Source organism: Pseudomonas sp. BS-2016, assembly GCF_001806145.1.
Lineage (GTDB): Bacteria > Pseudomonadota > Gammaproteobacteria > Pseudomonadales > Pseudomonadaceae > Aquipseudomonas > Aquipseudomonas lundensis.
Genome location: NZ_MLCT01000023.1, coordinates 1 through 17838 on the forward strand (window position 1 = coordinate 1; position 17838 = coordinate 17838).

The following is a 17838-nucleotide window of genomic DNA, read 5'->3' on the forward strand; positions in this document are numbered from 1 at the left end:
TGCACGCGAGACTCGCCTGAAGGTCGACAAACTGGTGAAGGCTCAAGAGCTGCTGGTGAAGACCACTATCAAGCAAAAGGCCGAACTGGCGCTGGCGGATCATATCGCCGCTATCAACAAGACGCTGGGTAAAGTCACGCTGCCTCATATCATTTCGGACTTCGCCGGCGCCATGAAGAGCAAGCGGACCATCGCCAGTCTCCAGGACGCAGTTGATACCGAACTGGCCCGGGCGAAGATCGATGCAAGCCAGGCCGCGGACAGCATTCGCTTGAACCTGACCAGTCTGGCGGAGCTCGCCGTTGATCACGCTTTCCTGTTCAGCGACGTGCAGCAGCTGGTGACCAAGGCCAACGATGACCTGGTAACGCTGATCAAATTCCGCATCTCCGAACACCAGCAGGCCGAGCAGGCAAAGGCCGACGCGAAGCGCATCGCCGAAGAGCAGGAAGCCCAGCGGCTGGCAGCCATCAAGCCACAGCCAGTCGTGGAGAAAGTGGCGGCGCCCGAGCCAGCCCGCGCCACGCCAGTTCAGACAGCGGCACCCGTCGCCCAGGCTACAAAGCCAGTAACGAGCCACGTGGTCGAGCAGGTAGCGCTGCAGGCCAGCGTGACGGACTTCGAGGCCCTGGTGAAAGCCGTGGCATATGGTCAAGCGCCGATCAGCGTCCTTTCGGTCAACTGGGAAGCGCTCGATGCGATGGTCGCGGCGCAGGGATCAACCTTCAGCATGGCCGGGGTAACACTCGCCAAGGCGGCAGCATGATCAGCAACCACCTCAGCCTGGTCGAGCAGCACCGCCAGGACGCTTACTCGATATCGGAGCGCACGGCGGAGTTCTTGGCCGCTGGCGGGACAGTCGCGCAGTTGCCAAGCCCGCCACGCAAACCGCTGCCACCGCCCCGCTCCACCAAGATCGATCCCGAAACCATCCTCAAGCGCCGCAAGCCGCCCATCACCCGGGCCGAGCGTGAAGCGCTGCGCAAACTCGCGGAGGCATTATGAGCAAGCGCAAGACGCATAACCTGCAGGCGCGCATCGCCCGGTCGTGCCGCTCGCTACTGGCATCCAATCACGTCGCCGTGGTCAACATCGACCCCAGTGGCCGCCAGGGCATGATCAATTACAAATCGCTGAAGAACATCGCACCCGGGAAAATTGGGCAGGCAGTGTGCGACATTGCCCACCGGTGGACGATCTACCTCAGCGTGCTCTGTATTGATACTCGCGGTGACCGCTACAGCAAATCCATCGAGGTGGTGCCTGATGGTGTCTATCTCTCCGACCATCTGGAGGACGTAATCGAGCATTGCTACAAGCAACTGCGAGACGCAGCCAACCAAAACCAGATGGTAGCCTCGGGGTGGATCGCCATTCCTGAGTCGATATCGCTCGAAGAAGATCACGCAGCACGGATCTTTGAAGCGGTCGGCGCCTGGAACCAGCAAAAGGTTGCGGCATGAAACGCATAGCCCGCATCCAGCAACGCAAACGTCAAACATGGCTGGCATTGCCGGCCAGCGGAATTGAAGAGGTAGGCCATGGCTGCCGCGCAGAAAGAACGATCGGCAAAGACTGCGGCGAGGCGAAAGACTCGCGGCGAGGAAGAGTTGCGACTCCATACCATGGCCGGCACCCGCCAAGCCTTGGCTGACCTGATGGCCTGGAACAGAATCGAGGAACAGGGCGAGGCCATGACCTTGATGATTCACCACCTGCACGGCCTGGGCCCAGCGGGATCAGCGCAGTTCCTCACGCCTCCGCGACACGAATATGTGATACCCGAAAACGTGTCGGCAAAATTGCTGCTCGCCTACAACCGCGAAGCTTTGCGGCTAGGAAGCGATGAGACCGATTAGGCTGGAAGACCCTCGATCTTACTTCTCGCATCTTCCCATACGGCAGCAACTGCGGTGTCTTTATCAGGCCAAGACTGTTCTGCGCATTTGATTTGCGGAAAGCCGTCGACTACAAGGCGCGCCGTTACATGCCCACCATGGAAATTGATGTAAATGGTGAAAACTTTTCCATTGTGGATGTCGCGAAACGAGTACTGCTCCAATTTGACTCTCCATATCAACCGACCCCGTGCCGGTCTCTCGTAATACCCCAACCCAAACCAAATTGCCACCACCGATTACGGAGGGCGGCGCCTGACTGGAGATAATTCATGGACGATCAGTTCTACCTGCAAGACAGCCGCAGTCACGCCTACGTCGGCGACGGGTTGTCGTTCTGGGGCTTTGGCGGCTCCGGGTATGTCACCGACCTAGCCAAGGCCCAGGTGTTCACCCGTGAAGGCACTTGCGATCACCGCGACACTGACATCCCGTGGCCCAAGGCCTACGTCGATGCCCGGGCGCGTATTGGTGTCGACTGCCAGTGTGTGACGTTGAGCGAAGCCCTGGACCAGAACAACGACGCAGCCGAGTTTTACATCCAGCAGCCGCAGCGCTGGAACGGAAACAACTTGATTTGGCTTTGTGAGGGCGGAGTATTCACAAGCGACCTTTCCAAGGCCGTGGTGGTGCAGAGAGCTCACACCGTGACCTGGATCGGTAAGCTCGGTCAGTCCGGTGCGGTGGTCTGGCCCAAGCCCTACATCGACGCGCATAGCCGCCGGTTGGTCGAGCGCGATGACGTGAGCATCAAAGAAGCCCTGCGCGGCACCGGCATCAAGTTGCCCAAGCCGAAGAAGTCCAGACCGATGATGTTCAATTGTGACGGCTGCGGTCGGTTCATCAGTGACGCGCAACGCTTTGAACACAACTGTCTGAATTGCGGCGCTGACAATCGCCCCTGACCGTCCTGCGCTAAACACCAGCGCCTTCCCTGTTCAACGACAACGCCTCCCGGCAAGGGCAGCGCAATCGAGCAGAGCCGTTTTGCTACCGAGCTTGCATCCATGAAGGATTATTTTGAAGTGCTTCGTTGCACTCATCCCAGAATTGAAATAACGCCGCTTTGGCATCCTCAGCGGTATCGAAAAGGCCAGATGGTATAGCTACTCCCCTCACCACATCATCAACTTCGATTCCGTATTGCTCCGCACCATCAAGGCGAACCACTCGCGCACGAGTTCCACGTCCCACGTTGATGAATCCGTCAGCTTTGAATTCCGCGATGACTTCAACTATCTGTACCATCTCTAAACCCCCGTTGGTAAGTGGTGGCACTTTAGCATGAGCCAGAGAATTTCCTACGCCCAAAGAAAACGGGCTCCATGCCGGTCACCCGTAACACCTCATATCAACGAATCACGCCAGCAGGCGAGGCAGACCTACGCTCGGAGATAACCCAACTCTATCCATGCATTGCCTTGTAAACCAGATCGCCATACCCCCAAATGAAGGTTCCAGCCACGCTCAATAAGAAGACTGCAGCCTCGGCAATTCGAAAGCGAATATTAAATTCCTTCAATACTTGCAGCTTAATGACATCGCCAAAGAAACCAGGGGTGTAAAGCTGTCCGCTGGTGAATACAGCCATAGCTCCCGCAATGAACGAAAAAAGCGTTGTCACGGCTCCACTTCTTTGAATCCAGCTTGCCCTCGCTTCTCCAGCAGGCAGCCATGATCCAAACGCTGCAACAAGCGGGGTAGCAAACGCGACGACAAGTAACAAAACAACAATTACGTAGTAAATCCAAGTCGCAAACCTTGATCGAGCCTCGGTACCTACGGCTCCTGCAAATGCAAACATCACAACCCTCCATTTTTCCCGGACTATACCGGCGAGGAGCCATCATGTCTTCACAGCAGAAAAAACACCCCTTCGATTTTAAAACCCAATACGGCCTTGGCTTCAACCAGCAGGATGACGAAATCGTCGTGGACTTCTTCTGCGGCGGTGGCGGCGCCGGTACCGGGCTGGAAATGGGCCTTGGCCGTGGAGTAACGGTCGCCAAAAATCACAGTGCTGCCGCCATCAGTATGCACACAGTCAATCACCCACATGCGAAGCACTTCACCACTGATGTGTTTGAGGGCGACCCTGATACTGAATGCGGTGGCCGGGCCGTGGGCTGGTTCCATATGTCGCCGGACTGCACCCACCACAGCCAGGCTGCCGGTGGGCAGCCCCGCAAACGCGAGATTCGCAACCTGTCGTGGATCGGCCTTAAGTGGGCTGGCAAGAAACGGCCCCGGGTGATCAGCCTGGAGAACGTGAAGCAGATCCTTCAGTGGGGGCCACTGGTGGCAAAGCGCTGCAAGTCGACTGGGCGTGTCATCAAGTTGGGTGGCGGAATTGCCGAGGCAGGCGAAGTTGTACCGGTTAACGAACAGTTCTTAGTGCCCGATCCAAAACGCCGCGGCCAAACGTGGGCAGTTTTCGTGGCTGAATTGCAGCGCTTGGGATATGTCGTCGAATGGCGTGTGATCAAGGCCTGCGACTTCGGAGCACCGACCAGTCGGGAACGCCTGTTCATGATCGCACGGTGCGATGGTCAGCCTATCGTGTGGCCGGAGCCCACTCACGCAAAGAACCCCGCCAAGGGTCAGCAGAAGTGGCGCACTGCCGCCGAGTGCATTGACTGGAGCATCCCCAGCAAAAGCATCTTCGGCCGTAAAAAGGATCTGGCCCCGGCCACCCTGCGCCGCGTGGCCAAGGGTATGCGCAAGTTCGTGCTCGATGCCACAAACCCTTTTATCGTGCCAATCGCGAACTGGTCCGGGGAAAGCGTGCAATCTGCGGCCGAGCCGCTGCGTACCGTGACCTCCTACCCAAAGGGCGGCGCCTTCTCGATTGTCAGTCCAACGCTCGTTCAAACCGGTTACGGGGAGAGAGCGGGCCAAGCACCGCGAGTACCTGATCTGGATCAGCCGTTGGGCACGGTGGTGGCGGGCGGTGTTAAACATGCAATCGCAGCAGCGCACCTGGTGAAGTTCAGGTTTACCGATGAAGGCAAGGCGCTGGATGAGCCGTTGCCAACAATCACCAGCGGCGGGAATTACAAGCGCCCAGCCGGTGCTGCGCATGCAATGGGGATTTCAACGGTGTTCATGGCGCAGATGAATGGCGGCTTCAATACCACCGCCGCCAAAAGCATGGACGCCCCTATGACCACAGTGACCAATACCGGCAGCCAGCAACAACTGGTCACCGCCAACCTGGTGCACTTGCGCGGTAACTGCGATGCGCGTGATTTGAATGACCCACTACACACCATCAGCGCCGGCGGTACACACCACGGGTTAATGACGGCATTTCTTGAGCGCCAGTTCGGCGCAAGTGTCGGCCAAGCCCTGGACGAGCCAACTCCAACAATCACAGCGGGCGGTGGCGGCAAAAGCTCTCTGGTTGAGCTGCAACTGTCGCCGGAGGTTGAAGCCGGTGCACTGAGGGTCGCGGCATTCCTGATCAGCTACTACGGCACCGAGAATGTGAGTGACGCCAACGAGCCGACACCCACCATCACCACCCGCGACCGTCTGGCACTGGTCACCGTGACCATCAAAGGCACGCCGTATGTAATCGTCGACATCTGCCTGCGGATGCTACAACCGGCAGAGCTGTACAAGGCTCAGGGCTTCCCGGGCGACTACATCATAGGTTACGGCGCCGATGGCAAGCCCTTTACCAAAACCCAGCAGGTTCATATGTGTGGCAACAGTGTCAGCCCGCCGCCGATGGCTGCACTTGCCCGGGCGAATGATCCATGGCGAGCAATCGAGCGTCAGGCGGTGGCAGCATGACCGCGCTCCGCCGAACCGTCCGGATCAATGGCGGCCCCATGCGGCCGCTGGACTTGAACGTCATGTGCGACCAATGCAACAAATCACGTGCCCACGCCCCCAGACCAATTCAGCAAATTGCACCAAGCCCAAGCGGTTGAGCTGCACTTGCAGAACAAATAGTTCAACCTAATTGGCTATCAATGAATGTTTTCGCTGCTTCAACCGCTTCAGCTAATGCGCTTGGGTAATCAGGCCAGTTCTCGACCAATTCAGCAGCCGTAACACCGAAACCAGACACATCGCTCGCGTCAACAATATGTACTGCAGCAGGTGCGCTGTCGTTAGGCTTCATCCAATAAAATTTTAAATATACAGTCTGCCCCCTATATCGATGCGTCAACGACATCTGTTTTTCATATTGCACGAAACACACTCCTTTATTTCCAGATAGTTACATCTAGCAAGCCTACTTTAGGTCTCATCCACAAATACGCAACTGCAAAACTAAATACCATAGATCAGCCGCTACAGCGGTAAGGACGAAGTCATGCCTGAAGAAAAGAAGAAAGCCTGGCCGGACCACTTCCGTTACATCGACACCATTGGCCCGGATGGTCTTGAGGTGCACTGCATCACTTACCAGGTTATCGGAGAAACCACGCAGTGCTACTACATCGGCGACACCCATACCTGTGACCTGATCAAGGGTCCGCAATACAGCTGGACCGCCGAGGCGGTGAAGAAACGCCGGAAGCGCGTGCTGAAAGAAGGTGGTAGCTGGGGCAGGCGTTTTGCCTACACCGACAAGGCACTGGCACTGCGCTCGTACAAGGCACGCAAGTCTTGGCAGATGCGACATGCACAGCTTTCAATCGAGCGCGCCAAGGCAGCCATTGGATATTTCGGCAACCTTGAAGTCGAAAGCACGGTGCCGGCGGAGGCTGTAACCATTCCGAACGAATACATTCAGGGCTTGGGCTGGGGTGACTACTGATGACTATCAAGCCAAAACCCACCGATGCCGAAATAAAAGCCCAGATCATGTATTGGGGCTCGCAACAGATGACCTATGTCATTCGTAACGGTCTGAGCATGGCCGGGCACAAGGGATTAAAAACCAATTGGGTGCGCCGCCAGCTGGAACGCCTGGAGCGCGCCGGCCAGGTTAAGCGCGTGCCATCAGTTTATGCCAGACAGATCTGCTGGGCCTTGGTCGAGGTGGTGAGGCCATGAGAGCTGTTCGTCGTTTTATTGATGATCCTGCCGCCCAATACGGTTTCCGGTCAGTGCCCGCTACCTACGAGGACGCCGAAAAGATTACCGGCTTTCGCCTAGACCGTCGTATCAACTACGCGATTACCCAAGAAGGGGAAGTTGAGCAAGAAAGCTGGTGCACCCTTGATTGCTCCGGATGCAGTTGCGGCTGCGAGGGTGGATGTAGTTGTGGCCAGCCCGCGGGATGCAGCGAATGCGGGTACACAGGCAAACGGCGGCATCACTTTGGCTTCCCGCCCTCCCCACCAGATCGCAAGGACTCCTAACCCCAATCCCTCTACATGCCAGCCGTAGTTCGGCAGGCAAGGATTTTCTATGCCCTCACTTCAAGCTCTCAGCACCAAACAGCTCTGCCTGTTCCTGCTGGTCGTCACGCTTTACCTGATTGCCAGCGTTACATGGTTCTGCCTGGCTATCCTTCCGCTAACCGAAAACGGCTCTGACGCTCATCTGGTTGGCGCATTCGCCGGTACCGCGCTTTGGATTGTGGCCGGGTATTCGATTGCCATTTATGTAATTGGGACACCAGGAGGCAACCATGGAAACTGAAATCCTCTCAGAGGAAGAGCTGGCCGATCTAACTGGGTACAAACACCGCGGATATCAGCGCCAATGGCTTAAAAACCGCAATTGGGTCTTTGTCGAAAGTCGCGGCGGTCGCCCTCTCGTTGGCCGGATGTTCGCACGCATGAAGCTAGGAATAATCTCGCCAACGCTGGCAACCCAACCCCCGCCACCCGCCCCTACCTGGACTCCTGACTTTTCTCGAGTAAGTTGAAATGCGCCCTCGCAAAACCGAAAACCAACACCTGCCGCCACGGATGTATCAGCGAACACGCCTGCGCAAAAATGGGAAAGTGTGGACGGCTTACTATTACCGCGATGCAACGGGCCATGACATTCCGCTGGGTAAAGATATCGACCAGGCCCGTATGAAGTGGGCCGAACTGGAGTCGAAAGAAAAACCATTAGACCTACTTGTAATGAGAGGGATATTTGATCGATACGCCAGAGATATCATTCCAAAGAAGGCGCCAAGGACGCAAAAAGACAATGCCGCCGAACTTCGCCAACTGAGGTCTGTATTTGATGACGCGCCTATTGATGCAATCTCGCCGTCTATGGTGGCTCAATACCGTGATGCCCGATCAGCCAAGACGCGAGCAAATAGAGAACTCGCACTGCTCTCGCACGTATTTAACATAGCCAGGGAGTGGGGGTTAACTCGACAGGAGAATCCGTGCCTCGGTGTTCGCAAGAACAAAGAGAAACCCAGGGACTATTACGCCAATGACGACGTATGGCGAGCAGTTTATGGCTGCGCTCCACAAGAAGTTCAGGACGCGATGGACTTGGCCTATCTGACTGGACAGCGCCCGGCTGATGTTTTGGCGATGCGCCGCGACGATATGGTGGGGGATTTTTTGCTGGTACGCCAAGGTAAGACTGGCAAGCGCCTACGCATTCACTTGAACACCAGTGTCGGCCGCAGCAGTCTCGGGCTGTTGCTTGACCAAATCATGCAGCGCAATGCTGCTCACACCTCACCTTATTTCATTCTCAGCAAAAGCGGTGTGCGGGTGTCCTGGCAAATGATGCGCAACCGCTGGGACGCCACTCGCTTGCTTGCCGCTGATAGGGCAAGAGCATCGGGATCAGAGGAGGAAGCAAAGCGGATTATACAATTTCAATTTCGAGACATCAGGCCAAAGGCCGCGTCGGAAATTGCAGATATTTCGGAGGCGAGCGCACTTCTTGGGCACTCAAAAGAAGGGATTACGGAACGGGTTTACCGGCGTGTTGGAGCCATCGCCAAGCCCACAAAGTGAGTTAGTTATGGAACACCATGCCCAAAGAAATGGAACACTTCACTTTTCAGCACCCAATAAAAAACCCCGCAGACCTTGATCTGCGGGGTTTTCAGTATGGAGGCCGAGGCCGGAATCGAACCGGCGTGGGCGGATTTGCAATCCGCTGCATAACCATTTTGCTACTCGGCCGTTTGTACATGACATTTAAAACGTCAGATACAAAAGAAATCGCAATGCTGTAAACCTATGATTCTTCAGCGGTTAAGGCTGTGTGCCGTGCTGATGGCGCGCATTATGTACTAGAAGAAAGAAGCTGGCAACCCCCTGAATTCTAATAATTTTTAGCCTCTCAATCCGGTGCTGTTTCTACCTGAAGCTACGCAGCGGGGGGATAGAGAGCAGGTAGTAAATCCCACCTTTACGATCACACATCCGAGACCCGCACTTTCATGCATCTATTCACCTGTCGCCATGTGGGTGCTGTTACAGGGCGCAGCACAAATCCTACCCAATGGAGTTACTACTGCCCTCAACCTAGCAGGATTTGACCGACTTTATTGCTAGAGCCTCTCACGTAAAGTCTCGCCGCCGTTAACGAACGGACCGACACCTTTACTGGAGCTTTACGATGAAAAAAATATGGATGCCCGTGGCTATTGCCGCAGCAGTTTTGGCTACCAGCGGTTGCATGAGCCATAACGTGAGCCAGCCCAACGCTCCTATTGCCGGTACTGTTACAGCTGACCTGAAAGCGAAAATTGAAGTGGGTGGCGAAATTACAGGCCAATCCACATCGAACGTTCTGTTCGGTGTATTGAAAATCAGTGGCGACAGTGAATTCGCCGATGGCGTGACTTACGGCGGCCCAGCGCCTGCATTTAGCCTGCCTGATCCTGTTTCTGCGACAAAAGCCGCTGCCGCTTACAAAGCAGTTAAAAGCTCAGGCTCTGACCTGATTGTTGCACCACGCTATGCGGTGTCGGTTGAAGACTATTTCATTTTCAAAAAAGTGAATGTCACCGTGACTGGCAACAAAGGCAGCATCAAGAACATCCGCTAAACCGAAATGTTCCAGGCAGCATCAAGTGGGCAGTAGCTCGGGCTGATCCCCATTCAGCACATACTCAGCTGTGACAGCACAACCTAATGAACTGGCACTGCTGCGAGCAACTGCCTATCAAGCCGCCTGGTTCGGCGGGACGTAAGTCCCGCCACCTGCCTCAAATCACTACATTTCGTATAAAACGCACGACTGTATCACCTGCATTTCGATAGCTATGCGGCCTGTTACTGGCATAGGTATAAAAATCACTGGCATTAAAGTGCAGCACCTGATCATCTAGCACCAAGGTCAAGCAACCTTCAATAATGTACAGCTGTTCGCTCCATCCTTCTGCATCAGCCTCTGATACGTATTCCTCTCCCGGCTCCAAACGCCATTCCCACAATTCGACCTCTTTTGTCGCGGCAGCCTTGGCCAATAACACAGCCTTGCTACCCGAAACGGAGCCGCTCCAGGCCACTTCGTTAATACGTCCAGGGTCCGGCGACCCGGGGGCCTGAATCAAATCACTGAATGCGGCATTCAGGGCTTCAGCTACTCGATCAAGCGTGCTCAGGCTGACATTTTTTTCACCCGCTTCTATCGCAACCAGCATCCGACGACTGACTCCGGACGACTCCGCCAACGCGCTTTGACTGAGCTGTGCGAGCAGCCGCAGCCGTCGTACGTTTTGACTGACGTGCTGAAGAACCGATGCACGCTGGGAAATTTCTTTGGGCACTATATTGCTCACTGTGTGGGACTGCGCAGTATACTGCTCAGCTTTGGCGCATTGTGCGTCTCACCTTTGTAACGCGCAAGGTCGTGACACCATTGAAAGCTTCCAGACTGTCGTCTTTGACATCTCGCATCAGTAAAGCCGAATGCGTGCTGATCCTGATCACTATCGTGTGGGGGGGCACATTTTTGCTTGTACAACATGCTCTCACTGCAAGCGGCCCCCTGTTTTTTGTCGGGTTGCGATTTGCCGCTGCCGCCAGCATCGTTGCGCTGTTCTCAATCCGCAGCTTAAGCGGCATGACCTTGCTTGAACTGAAAGCCGGATTATTCATTGGCATTGCCATCATGCTGGGCTACGGTTTGCAAACCATTGGTTTGCAGACTATCCCCAGCAGTCAGTCGGCCTTTATTACTGCACTCTATGTTCCTTTTGTTCCATTGCTGCAATGGTTGGTTCTGGGTCGCCGCCCGGGATTAATGCCCAGTCTGGGCATCATGTTGGCTTTTACGGGGTTGATGTTGCTCTCAGGCCCCAGTGGAGCGTCGTTAAATTTCAGCGCCGGTGAAATAGCGACATTGATGAGTGCCATCGCCATCGCTGCCGAAATCATCCTGATTAGCGCCTATGCCGGTCAGGTGGACGTGCGCAGAGTGACCGTAGTGCAATTGGCGACAGCTTCCGCGCTTGCCTTCGCGATGACTGTACCTACCCATGAAGCAGCCCCCGAATTTTCATGGCTACTCTTAATAAGCGCAGTCGGATTGGGTATTGCCAGCGCAGTCATTCAGGTCGCCATGAACTGGGCGCAGAAAAGCGTATCCCCTACCCGTGCCACGTTGATTTATGCGGGAGAACCCGTCTGGGCCGGTATCGCCGGGCGTCTGGCGGGCGAACGTTTGCCCGGCATTGCACTGCTGGGTGCCGCATTGATTGTTGCAGCGGTGATCGTGAGTGAGTTAAAAACAAAAGGTAAAACCATCGACATGCCTGATGAGAGCGAAAGCAATAAAGCATGCGATTGATTCTGCAGCGCTGAAATCAGATGCACACACCCCTGTCCGGGCGTGCTCATACAAGGATGCTGCCGGGCAAGCCATTAAACAGCTTGTACACATTTTGTAGGATTCGTCCTCAGCCTGACTGTTGGTGATCCCCAGCCCGCCACGTATGATCGCTCACAAACTCCTGCAGATTAGAAGCCTATGTCCCTGATAGTTCTACTGCTTCTGCCCTTTATCGGCAGCTGTCTGGCGGCTGTTTTGCCGCACAACGCGCGCAACAGTGAATCACTGTTGGCCGGCCTTATTGCACTCGTAGGCACCATTCAAGTCGCTATGTTCTATCCGCAAATCGCCCATGGGGGTGTGATTCGGGAAGAGTTCATGTGGCTGCCCAGTCTCGGCCTGAATTTTGTATTGCGCATGGACGGGTTTGCCTGGCTGTTTTCAATCCTGGTGCTGGGCATCGGTACGCTTGTGTCGTTGTACGCCCGCTACTACATGTCACCTGAAGACCCCGTCCCCCGCTTTTTCTCGTTTTTCCTGGCCTTCATGGGGGCAATGCTCGGTCTGGTGCTGTCAGGCAACTTGATCCAGATCGTATTTTTCTGGGAGCTCACCAGTCTCTTCTCATTTTTGCTGATTGGGTACTGGCACCACCGCTCAGATGCACGCCGTGGCGCTTACATGGCATTGATGGTCACAGGCGCGGGAGGGCTGTGCCTGCTGGCAGGGGTCATGCTGCTCGGCCATGTTGTCGGCAGCTACGATCTGGATGCCGTATTGGCGGCGGGCGACCAGATTCGCGCCCACAGCCTCTATCCGATCTTGCTCACTCTCATCCTGATTGGTGCGCTCAGCAAAAGCGCACAATTCCCGTTCCATTTCTGGCTGCCCCACGCGATGGCGGCTCCCACGCCGGTGTCGGCGTATCTGCACTCAGCAACCATGGTCAAGGCCGGTGTGTTTCTGCTGGCAAGGCTATGGCCTGCGTTGTCCGGCAGTGAGCAATGGTTCTGGATCGTCAGTGGGGCCGGTGCCTGCACGCTGGTATTAGGTGCTTATTGCGCCATGTTCCAGAACGACCTCAAAGGCCTGCTGGCCTACTCCACGATCAGCCACCTGGGCCTGATTACACTGCTACTGGGCCTCAATAGCCCGCTGGCTGCGGTCGCGGCCGTGTTTCATATTCTCAACCATGCCACCTTCAAAGCTTCCTTGTTTATGGCAGCCGGCATCATCGATCACGAGAGCGGCACCCGCGACATACGCAAGCTCAGCGGCCTGTTCAAGCTCATGCCTTACACCGCGACGCTGGCCATGGTTGCCAGCGCTTCCATGGCCGGTGTACCTCTGCTCAACGGTTTCCTGTCCAAAGAGATGTTCTTCGCTGAAACCGTGTTCATCAATTCCACAAAATGGGTAGAAATCGCACTGCCGGTGATTGCCACCGTCGCCGGGACCTTCAGCGTCGCCTATGCCCTGCGCTTCACGGTGGATGTGTTCTTCGGACCGCCCGCCACTGATCTGCCGCACACGCCCCATGAACCACCGCGCTGGATGCGTGCGCCCGTTGAATTACTGGTGTTTACCTGCTTGATGGTCGGTATTTTCCCGGCCCAGACCGTTGGACCGCTCCTCGCTGCCGCTGCCCAGCCTGTCGTCGGTGGCCAATTGCCTGAATACAGCCTGGCCATCTGGCATGGCCTCAACGCACCGATGATCATGAGCCTGATCGCCATGTCGGGCGGTATCGTGCTCTATGTCCTGTTGCGCAAACAGCTCAAGCTCAATCGTTTCCCGCTACCGCCCCTGATCCGCTTCTTCAATGGCAAGCGTTTCTTCGAGCGCAGCGTGGTGGTCATCATGCGAGGCGCGCGACGCATTGAGCGCCGTGTCAGCACTCAACGCCTGCAAAGCCAGCTGTTTCTGCTGGTACTGGCGGCTGTGGTGGCAGGTTTGATACCCATGATTTACAGCGGCCTGAGCTGGGGGGATCGTCCTAAAATCCCGGGGTCGATCGTGTTTGTCACCCTGTGGCTGATGGCAATTGCCTGCGCCCTCGGCGCCGCCTGGCAAGCCAAGTATCACCGTCTGGCCGCACTGACCATGGTCAGCGTATGCGGGCTGATGACCTGTGTCACATTCGTCTGGTTCTCGGCACCGGACCTGGCGCTGACGCAACTGGTGGTTGAGGTGGTGACCACGGTCTTGATTCTGCTCGGCCTGCGGTGGCTGCCACGTCGGATCGAGGAAGTCTCCCCGCTGCCAAGAATATTGCGCAAGGCGCGCATCAGGCGCCTGCGTGACTTGCTCTTGTCGACTGTGGTTGGCGGCGGCATGGCGTTGCTGTCCTACGCGATGCTGACCCGTCAGACCCCGAATGACATTTCTTCGTTCTACCTCAGCCGCGCACTGCCTGAAGGCGGCGGTAGTAATGTGGTGAATGTGATGCTGGTGGACTTCCGGGGCTTCGATACCTTGGGTGAAATCACCGTGCTGGCAGCTGTGGCGCTCACTGTTTTCGCCCTGTTGCGCCGCTTCCGTCCCCCCAAAGAAAGCATGGAGCTGCCCGCCCAGCAGCGGTTGCTGGCCAAGGATGTGGTCACCGATCTGGTCAACCCGCGCAGCGCCAGCGACACCGCGCTGGGTTTCATGATGGTGCCCGCGGTCCTGGTGCGTTTGTTGCTGCCGATTGCGTTCGTGGTGTCGATGTACCTGTTCATGCGCGGCCATAACCAGCCAGGCGGCGGTTTCGTTGCCGGGCTAGTGATGTCAGTCGCGTTCATCCTGCAATACATGGTTGCCGGCACCCAGTGGGTGGAAGCTCAGATGAGCCTGCGTCCGTTGCGCTGGATGGGCACGGGCTTGTTGTTTGCCACGATCACCGGCCTGGGTGCAATCGGCTTCGGTTACCCGTTCCTCACCACCCACACCGCGCATTTCAGCTTGCCGGTACTGGGCGATATCCACGTCGCCAGCGCCCTGTTTTTTGACATCGGCGTATTTGCCGTCGTGGTCGGCGCCACCCTGCTGATCCTGACCGCTCTCGCGCACCAGTCAGTCCGGGCCCACCGCCCGAGCCTGCAAGCCAATGCACAACCCAAGACAGGAGCCGCCTGATGGAAGAAGTCATCGCGATCGCGATCGGCGTACTGGCCGCCTCCGGCACCTGGCTGGTGCTGCGTCCCCGGACGTTTCAGGTCGTCATGGGACTGTGCCTGCTGTCCTACGGGGTCAACCTGTTCATATTCAGTATGGGCAGCCTGTTCATCGGCAAGGAGCCGGTGATCAAGGACGGGGTTCCGCAAGACCTGCTCAACTACACCGACCCGCTGCCCCAGGCACTGGTGCTCACTGCAATCGTTATCAGTTTTGCCATGACCGCGCTGTTCCTGGTGGTCTTGCTGGCCTCACGGGGCCTGACCGGCACCGACCACGTGGATGGCCGGGAGCCTAAAGAATGAACCTGATGCCGCATTTGATTATTGCGCCCATTCTCTTGCCGCTGCTGACTGCCGCGTGCATGTTGCTGCTGGGCGAGAAACACCGGCCAATGAAGGCCCGCATCAACTTGGGCTCAACGCTGCTGGGGCTTGCCATTTCCATCACCCTGTTGCTTTGGACACAGCAACAAACCGAACCCGCCTCCATTGGTGTGTACCTGCCCAGCAACTGGCAGGTGCCGTTTGGCATCGTGCTGGTCGTCGATCGCCTGTCAGCCTTGATGCTGGTGCTCACCGGGATCATCGCCAGTTGCGCCTTGCTGTTCGCCATGGCTCGCTGGGACCGGGCCGGTGCCAGTTTCCATGCGCTGTTTCAAATACAGTTGATGGGGTTGTACGGCGCGTTTCTGACAGCCGATCTGTTCAATCTGTTTGTGTTCTTCGAAGTGCTGCTGGCAGCGTCCTACGGGCTAATGCTCCACGGTTCGGGCAAAGCCCGGGTGTCAGCCGGGTTGCATTACATCTCGATCAACCTGCTGGCATCGTCCCTGTTCCTGATCGGTGCCGCGCTGATCTACGGGGTCACCGGCACGTTGAACATGGCTGATCTGGCCCTGAAGATCCCGCTGGTGCCTGAAGCCGACCGCGGTTTGCTGCACGCGGGTGCGGCCATTCTGGCCGTGGCGTTTTTGGCCAAGGCCGGGATGTGGCCGCTCAATTTCTGGCTGGTGCCGGCCTACTCTTCGGCAAGCGCACCGGTGGCTGCGTTGTTCGCGATCATGACCAAGGTCGGGATCTACACCGTGCTGCGCCTGTGGACGCTGATGTTTTCCGGCCAAGCGGGCGCTTCCGCCTACTTTGCCAGCGACTGGCTGATCTATGGCGGCATGGCCACGATCGTCTGTGCTGCGATCGCAATCGTGGCGGCTCAACGACTCGAACGCATGGCCAGCCTGAGCATTCTGGTGTCGGCAGGCATTTTGCTCTCGGCTGTCGGGTTCGCCCAACCCAACCTCACCGCAGCCGCCCTGTTCTATCTGATTAGCTCAACGCTCGCCCTCAGTGCGCTGTTCCTGCTGGCCGAACTGATCGAGCGATCTCGCTCCTCCAATGAAATGCTCCTTGAGGATGATGTTGAGCAGCTCCCCAGCTTGATGGAGTCGCTTAACCCGCCCCGTGGCACCAACCTGGATGACGAACAAAAGGCCGTGGTGGGCCAGATCATTCCCTGGACCATGGCGTTCCTTGGCCTGAGCTTTATCGCCTGCGCGTTGCTGATCATCGGCATGCCGCCACTCTCAGGGTTCATCGGCAAGTTGACCCTGCTCAATGCCCTGCTCAACCCCGTGGGGCTGGGCCACCTCAGTGAAGCTCCGGTTTCCACAGCGGCCTGGTGCCTGTTGGCCCTGCTGATTCTTTCGGGTCTGGCTTCGCTGATCGGCTTCTCGCGACTGGGCATACAGCGCTTCTGGACGCCACTGGAGCGCCCCTCTCCGCTGCTGCGCCGTTATGAGTGCATTCCCATTGTTGTCTTGCTCGGGCTCTGCGTTGTCATGACCTTCAAGGCTGAGCCCGTGATGCGTTACACCCAGGCGGCCGCTGATACGTTGAACAACCCGGAGCGCTATGTCATGGCGGTCATGGGCTCACGCCCGGTGCCCAGTCCTGAAGCGAAAGCCGCCATGCAGAAGGTGCAGCCATGAAACGTCTGTTTCCCGCGCCGTGGTTATCACTGGCCTTGTGGGCATTGTGGTTGCTGCTCAACCTGTCACTGAGTGCGGGGAACCTGTTGCTAGGGGCCGCGCTAGGTTTTTTGGGGCCGCTGATGATGGCACCGTTAAGACCGTTGCCCATCCGCATTCGTCGTCCGGGCGTGATCATCAAATTGTTTTTCCTGGTCGGGCGTGACGTCATTCTTTCGAATCTGGCCGTGGCCTGGGGCGTGCTCAACGCCGGGCGCCGACCGCCACGCTCACGGTTCATCAAAATCCCGCTGGATCTGCGCGACGCCAACGGGCTGGCAGCCCTGTCGATGATTACCACCGTAGTGCCCGGCACCATTTGGTCCGAATTGGCACTGGATCGCAGCATTTTGCTGTTACACGTGTTCGATCTGGACGACGAAGCGCAGTTCATCCAGCACTTCAAGTCCACCTATGAACGCCCACTGATGGAGATCTTTGAATGAGTGCGCTGCTCTCCAACGCCATTTTGCTGAGCCTGTTCATCTTCAGCCTGGCCATGGTGCTGACCCTGATCCGTCTGTTCAAAGGCCCTTCGGCACAAGACCGGGTACTGGCGCTGGATTATCTGTACATCGTGGCCATGCTGATGATGTTGGTGCTGGGCATTCGGTATGCCAGTGATACCTATTTTGAAGGCGCGCTGCTGATTGCCCTGTTTGGCTTTGTCGGGTCGTTTGCGCTGGCCAAATTCCTGTTGCGCGGTGAGGTGATCGAATGAATTCCATCAGCGAGCTATCCCTGTGGATTGAGGTTCCAGTGGCGGTGCTGCTGGTGCTGAGCAGTCTGTTCGCCTTGTGCGGGGCAATCGGCCTGTTGCGGCTCAAAGACTTTTTCCAGCGCATGCACCCGCCTGCACTGGCCTCCACCCTCGGCGCCTGGGGCGTGGCATTGGCCTCGATCCTGTATTTTTCGGCGCTTAAATCCACCCCTGTTTTACACGCCTGGCTGATACCAATCCTGCTGTCCATCACCGTACCCGTGACCACCTTGCTGCTGGCGCGCACGTCATTGTTCCGCAAGCGCATGGCGGGTGAAGACGTTCCGGCAGAGGTCAGCAGTAAAGGCGGCAGTTGACGCAATCCCCCAACGGCTGACTGCTCC

General features: G+C 56.9%; 21 protein-coding genes, 1 tRNA gene and 2 pseudogenes. 19 read left to right on the forward strand and 5 right to left on the reverse strand.

The window, feature by feature from the left end:
- The 5 genes and pseudogenes from BKD70_RS13540 to BKD70_RS13565 form a co-directional block, all read left to right on the forward strand.
- Positions 1 to 766, forward strand: a pseudogene (locus BKD70_RS13540) (Heme peroxidase); the annotation flags it as partial.
- Positions 763 to 1005 carry a hypothetical protein gene (locus tag BKD70_RS13545; RefSeq protein ID WP_047273703.1) on the forward strand — a complete coding sequence of 81 codons (243 nt, stop codon included), beginning with the start codon at positions 763 to 765 and terminating at the stop codon, positions 1003 to 1005. The pseudogene BKD70_RS13540 and the gene BKD70_RS13545, both read left to right, overlap by 4 nt.
- Positions 1002 to 1463: a hypothetical protein gene (locus BKD70_RS13550; RefSeq protein ID WP_047273701.1), complete on the forward strand. Its 462-nt coding sequence runs from the start codon at positions 1002 to 1004 to the stop codon at positions 1461 to 1463. Before BKD70_RS13545 ends, BKD70_RS13550 begins: the two co-directional genes overlap by 4 nt.
- Positions 1464 to 1541: 78 nt before the next feature.
- Positions 1542 to 1859: a hypothetical protein gene (locus tag BKD70_RS13555; protein WP_047273699.1), complete on the forward strand. Its 318-nt coding sequence runs from the start codon at positions 1542 to 1544 to the stop codon at positions 1857 to 1859.
- A gap of 311 nt (positions 1860 to 2170) precedes the next feature.
- A complete protein-coding gene (locus BKD70_RS13565) occupies positions 2171 to 2803 on the forward strand; it encodes a hypothetical protein (protein WP_047273693.1) in 633 nt (210 codons plus the stop codon).
- A gap of 85 nt (positions 2804 to 2888) precedes the next feature.
- Here the strand turns inward: BKD70_RS13565 and BKD70_RS13570 are convergent, their stop codons facing one another.
- Complete coding sequence (locus BKD70_RS13570) at positions 2889 to 3146, reverse strand: hypothetical protein (protein WP_047273690.1); 258 nt, start codon at positions 3144 to 3146, stop codon at positions 2889 to 2891.
- A gap of 157 nt (positions 3147 to 3303) precedes the next feature.
- Positions 3304 to 3702 (reverse strand): hypothetical protein, encoded by a 399-nt coding sequence (locus BKD70_RS13575; RefSeq protein WP_047273688.1) that lies wholly within the window; start codon positions 3700 to 3702, stop codon positions 3304 to 3306.
- 44 nt (positions 3703 to 3746) lie between these two features.
- On the opposite strand from BKD70_RS13575, the gene BKD70_RS13580 reads away from it, so the two are divergent.
- Positions 3747 to 5696, forward strand: a complete 1950-nt coding sequence (locus BKD70_RS13580) for a DNA cytosine methyltransferase (protein ID WP_047273686.1) — start codon at positions 3747 to 3749, stop codon at positions 5694 to 5696.
- A gap of 163 nt (positions 5697 to 5859) precedes the next feature.
- On the opposite strand, the gene BKD70_RS24280 is transcribed toward BKD70_RS13580, so the two are convergent.
- Positions 5860 to 6102 (reverse strand): hypothetical protein, encoded by a 243-nt coding sequence (locus BKD70_RS24280; RefSeq protein WP_238933285.1) that lies wholly within the window; start codon positions 6100 to 6102, stop codon positions 5860 to 5862.
- Between the two features lie 123 nt (positions 6103 to 6225).
- On the opposite strand from BKD70_RS24280, the gene BKD70_RS13585 reads away from it, so the two are divergent.
- From BKD70_RS13585 to BKD70_RS13600, 5 genes are all read left to right on the forward strand, one after another.
- Complete coding sequence (locus BKD70_RS13585) at positions 6226 to 6672, forward strand: hypothetical protein (RefSeq protein ID WP_047273684.1); 447 nt, start codon at positions 6226 to 6228, stop codon at positions 6670 to 6672.
- Entirely contained in the window at positions 6672 to 6911 is a 240-nt protein-coding gene (locus BKD70_RS13590) for a hypothetical protein (protein WP_047273682.1), read from the forward strand. Before BKD70_RS13585 ends, BKD70_RS13590 begins: the two co-directional genes overlap by 1 nt.
- A gap of 357 nt (positions 6912 to 7268) precedes the next feature.
- Complete coding sequence (locus BKD70_RS13595) at positions 7269 to 7502, forward strand: hypothetical protein (protein ID WP_047273680.1); 234 nt, start codon at positions 7269 to 7271, stop codon at positions 7500 to 7502.
- Positions 7492 to 7731 carry a DUF4224 domain-containing protein gene (locus BKD70_RS24285; protein WP_047275871.1) on the forward strand — a complete coding sequence of 80 codons (240 nt, stop codon included), beginning with the start codon at positions 7492 to 7494 and terminating at the stop codon, positions 7729 to 7731. The genes BKD70_RS13595 and BKD70_RS24285 overlap by 11 nt, the downstream gene beginning before the upstream one ends.
- Position 7732: 1 nt before the next feature.
- Positions 7733 to 8782, forward strand: a complete 1050-nt coding sequence (locus BKD70_RS13600) for a tyrosine-type recombinase/integrase (protein ID WP_047273678.1) — start codon at positions 7733 to 7735, stop codon at positions 8780 to 8782.
- A 97-nt stretch (positions 8783 to 8879) separates the two neighbouring features.
- Here BKD70_RS13600 and BKD70_RS13605 read toward each other — a convergent pair.
- Positions 8880 to 8953, reverse strand: a tRNA-Cys gene (locus BKD70_RS13605).
- Between the two features lie 439 nt (positions 8954 to 9392).
- Here BKD70_RS13605 and BKD70_RS13610 point away from each other — a divergent pair.
- Positions 9393 to 9824 (forward strand): hypothetical protein, encoded by a 432-nt coding sequence (locus BKD70_RS13610; protein WP_047273676.1) that lies wholly within the window; start codon positions 9393 to 9395, stop codon positions 9822 to 9824.
- Positions 9825 to 9984: 160 nt separating this feature from the next.
- On the opposite strand, the gene BKD70_RS13615 is transcribed toward BKD70_RS13610, so the two are convergent.
- Complete coding sequence (locus BKD70_RS13615) at positions 9985 to 10548, reverse strand: helix-turn-helix domain-containing protein (protein WP_047273674.1); 564 nt, start codon at positions 10546 to 10548, stop codon at positions 9985 to 9987.
- Positions 10549 to 10563: 15 nt separating this feature from the next.
- Here BKD70_RS13615 and BKD70_RS13620 point away from each other — a divergent pair.
- The 7 genes and pseudogenes from BKD70_RS13620 (at position 10564) to BKD70_RS13650 (ending at position 17811) form a co-directional block, all read left to right on the forward strand.
- A pseudogene (locus BKD70_RS13620) lies at positions 10564 to 11570 on the forward strand (DMT family transporter).
- 180 nt (positions 11571 to 11750) lie between these two features.
- Positions 11751 to 14669 (forward strand): monovalent cation/H+ antiporter subunit A, encoded by a 2919-nt coding sequence (locus BKD70_RS13625; RefSeq protein ID WP_047273668.1) that lies wholly within the window; start codon positions 11751 to 11753, stop codon positions 14667 to 14669.
- Positions 14669 to 15013: a Na+/H+ antiporter subunit C gene (locus BKD70_RS13630; RefSeq protein WP_003446102.1), complete on the forward strand. Its 345-nt coding sequence runs from the start codon at positions 14669 to 14671 to the stop codon at positions 15011 to 15013. The genes BKD70_RS13625 and BKD70_RS13630 overlap by 1 nt, the downstream gene beginning before the upstream one ends.
- Complete coding sequence (locus BKD70_RS13635) at positions 15010 to 16695, forward strand: monovalent cation/H+ antiporter subunit D (RefSeq protein ID WP_047273664.1); 1686 nt, start codon at positions 15010 to 15012, stop codon at positions 16693 to 16695. The genes BKD70_RS13630 and BKD70_RS13635 overlap by 4 nt, the downstream gene beginning before the upstream one ends.
- A complete protein-coding gene (locus BKD70_RS13640) occupies positions 16692 to 17180 on the forward strand; it encodes a Na+/H+ antiporter subunit E (RefSeq protein ID WP_047273662.1) in 489 nt (162 codons plus the stop codon). The genes BKD70_RS13635 and BKD70_RS13640 overlap by 4 nt, the downstream gene beginning before the upstream one ends.
- Complete coding sequence (locus BKD70_RS13645; RefSeq protein ID WP_047273660.1) at positions 17177 to 17455, forward strand: K+/H+ antiporter subunit F; 279 nt, start codon at positions 17177 to 17179, stop codon at positions 17453 to 17455. The genes BKD70_RS13640 and BKD70_RS13645 overlap by 4 nt, the downstream gene beginning before the upstream one ends.
- Positions 17452 to 17811: a Na+/H+ antiporter subunit G gene (locus BKD70_RS13650; protein ID WP_047273658.1), complete on the forward strand. Its 360-nt coding sequence runs from the start codon at positions 17452 to 17454 to the stop codon at positions 17809 to 17811. Before BKD70_RS13645 ends, BKD70_RS13650 begins: the two co-directional genes overlap by 4 nt.
- The last annotated feature ends 27 nt before the right edge of the window (positions 17812 to 17838 follow it).

Excerpts from the sequence above, each read along its gene's own strand:
- BKD70_RS13580 (WP_047273686.1), top strand. The coding sequence starts at position 3,747 with ATGTCTTCACAGCAGAAAAAACACCCCTTCGATTTTAAAACCCAATAC.
- BKD70_RS13570 (WP_047273690.1), bottom strand. The coding sequence starts at position 3,146 with ATGGTACAGATAGTTGAAGTCATCGCGGAATTCAAAGCTGACGGATTC.
- BKD70_RS13625 (WP_047273668.1), top strand. The coding sequence starts at position 11,751 with ATGTCCCTGATAGTTCTACTGCTTCTGCCCTTTATCGGCAGCTGTCTG.
- BKD70_RS13550 (WP_047273701.1), top strand. The coding sequence starts at position 1,002 with ATGAGCAAGCGCAAGACGCATAACCTGCAGGCGCGCATCGCCCGGTCG.
- BKD70_RS13585 (WP_047273684.1), top strand. The coding sequence starts at position 6,226 with ATGCCTGAAGAAAAGAAGAAAGCCTGGCCGGACCACTTCCGTTACATC.
- BKD70_RS13595 (WP_047273680.1), top strand. The coding sequence starts at position 7,269 with ATGCCCTCACTTCAAGCTCTCAGCACCAAACAGCTCTGCCTGTTCCTG.
- BKD70_RS24285 (WP_047275871.1), top strand. The coding sequence starts at position 7,492 with ATGGAAACTGAAATCCTCTCAGAGGAAGAGCTGGCCGATCTAACTGGG.
- BKD70_RS13545 (WP_047273703.1), top strand. The coding sequence starts at position 763 with ATGATCAGCAACCACCTCAGCCTGGTCGAGCAGCACCGCCAGGACGCT.
- BKD70_RS13650 (WP_047273658.1), top strand. The coding sequence starts at position 17,452 with ATGAATTCCATCAGCGAGCTATCCCTGTGGATTGAGGTTCCAGTGGCG.
- BKD70_RS13575 (WP_047273688.1), bottom strand. The coding sequence starts at position 3,702 with ATGTTTGCATTTGCAGGAGCCGTAGGTACCGAGGCTCGATCAAGGTTT.
- BKD70_RS13600 (WP_047273678.1), top strand. The coding sequence starts at position 7,733 with ATGCGCCCTCGCAAAACCGAAAACCAACACCTGCCGCCACGGATGTAT.
- BKD70_RS13555 (WP_047273699.1), top strand. The coding sequence starts at position 1,542 with ATGGCTGCCGCGCAGAAAGAACGATCGGCAAAGACTGCGGCGAGGCGA.
- BKD70_RS13590 (WP_047273682.1), top strand. The coding sequence starts at position 6,672 with ATGACTATCAAGCCAAAACCCACCGATGCCGAAATAAAAGCCCAGATC.
- BKD70_RS13565 (WP_047273693.1), top strand. The coding sequence starts at position 2,171 with ATGGACGATCAGTTCTACCTGCAAGACAGCCGCAGTCACGCCTACGTC.
- BKD70_RS13610 (WP_047273676.1), top strand. The coding sequence starts at position 9,393 with ATGAAAAAAATATGGATGCCCGTGGCTATTGCCGCAGCAGTTTTGGCT.
- BKD70_RS13645 (WP_047273660.1), top strand. The coding sequence starts at position 17,177 with ATGAGTGCGCTGCTCTCCAACGCCATTTTGCTGAGCCTGTTCATCTTC.
- BKD70_RS13635 (WP_047273664.1), top strand. The coding sequence starts at position 15,010 with ATGAACCTGATGCCGCATTTGATTATTGCGCCCATTCTCTTGCCGCTG.
- BKD70_RS13630 (WP_003446102.1), top strand. The coding sequence starts at position 14,669 with ATGGAAGAAGTCATCGCGATCGCGATCGGCGTACTGGCCGCCTCCGGC.
- BKD70_RS13640 (WP_047273662.1), top strand. The coding sequence starts at position 16,692 with ATGAAACGTCTGTTTCCCGCGCCGTGGTTATCACTGGCCTTGTGGGCA.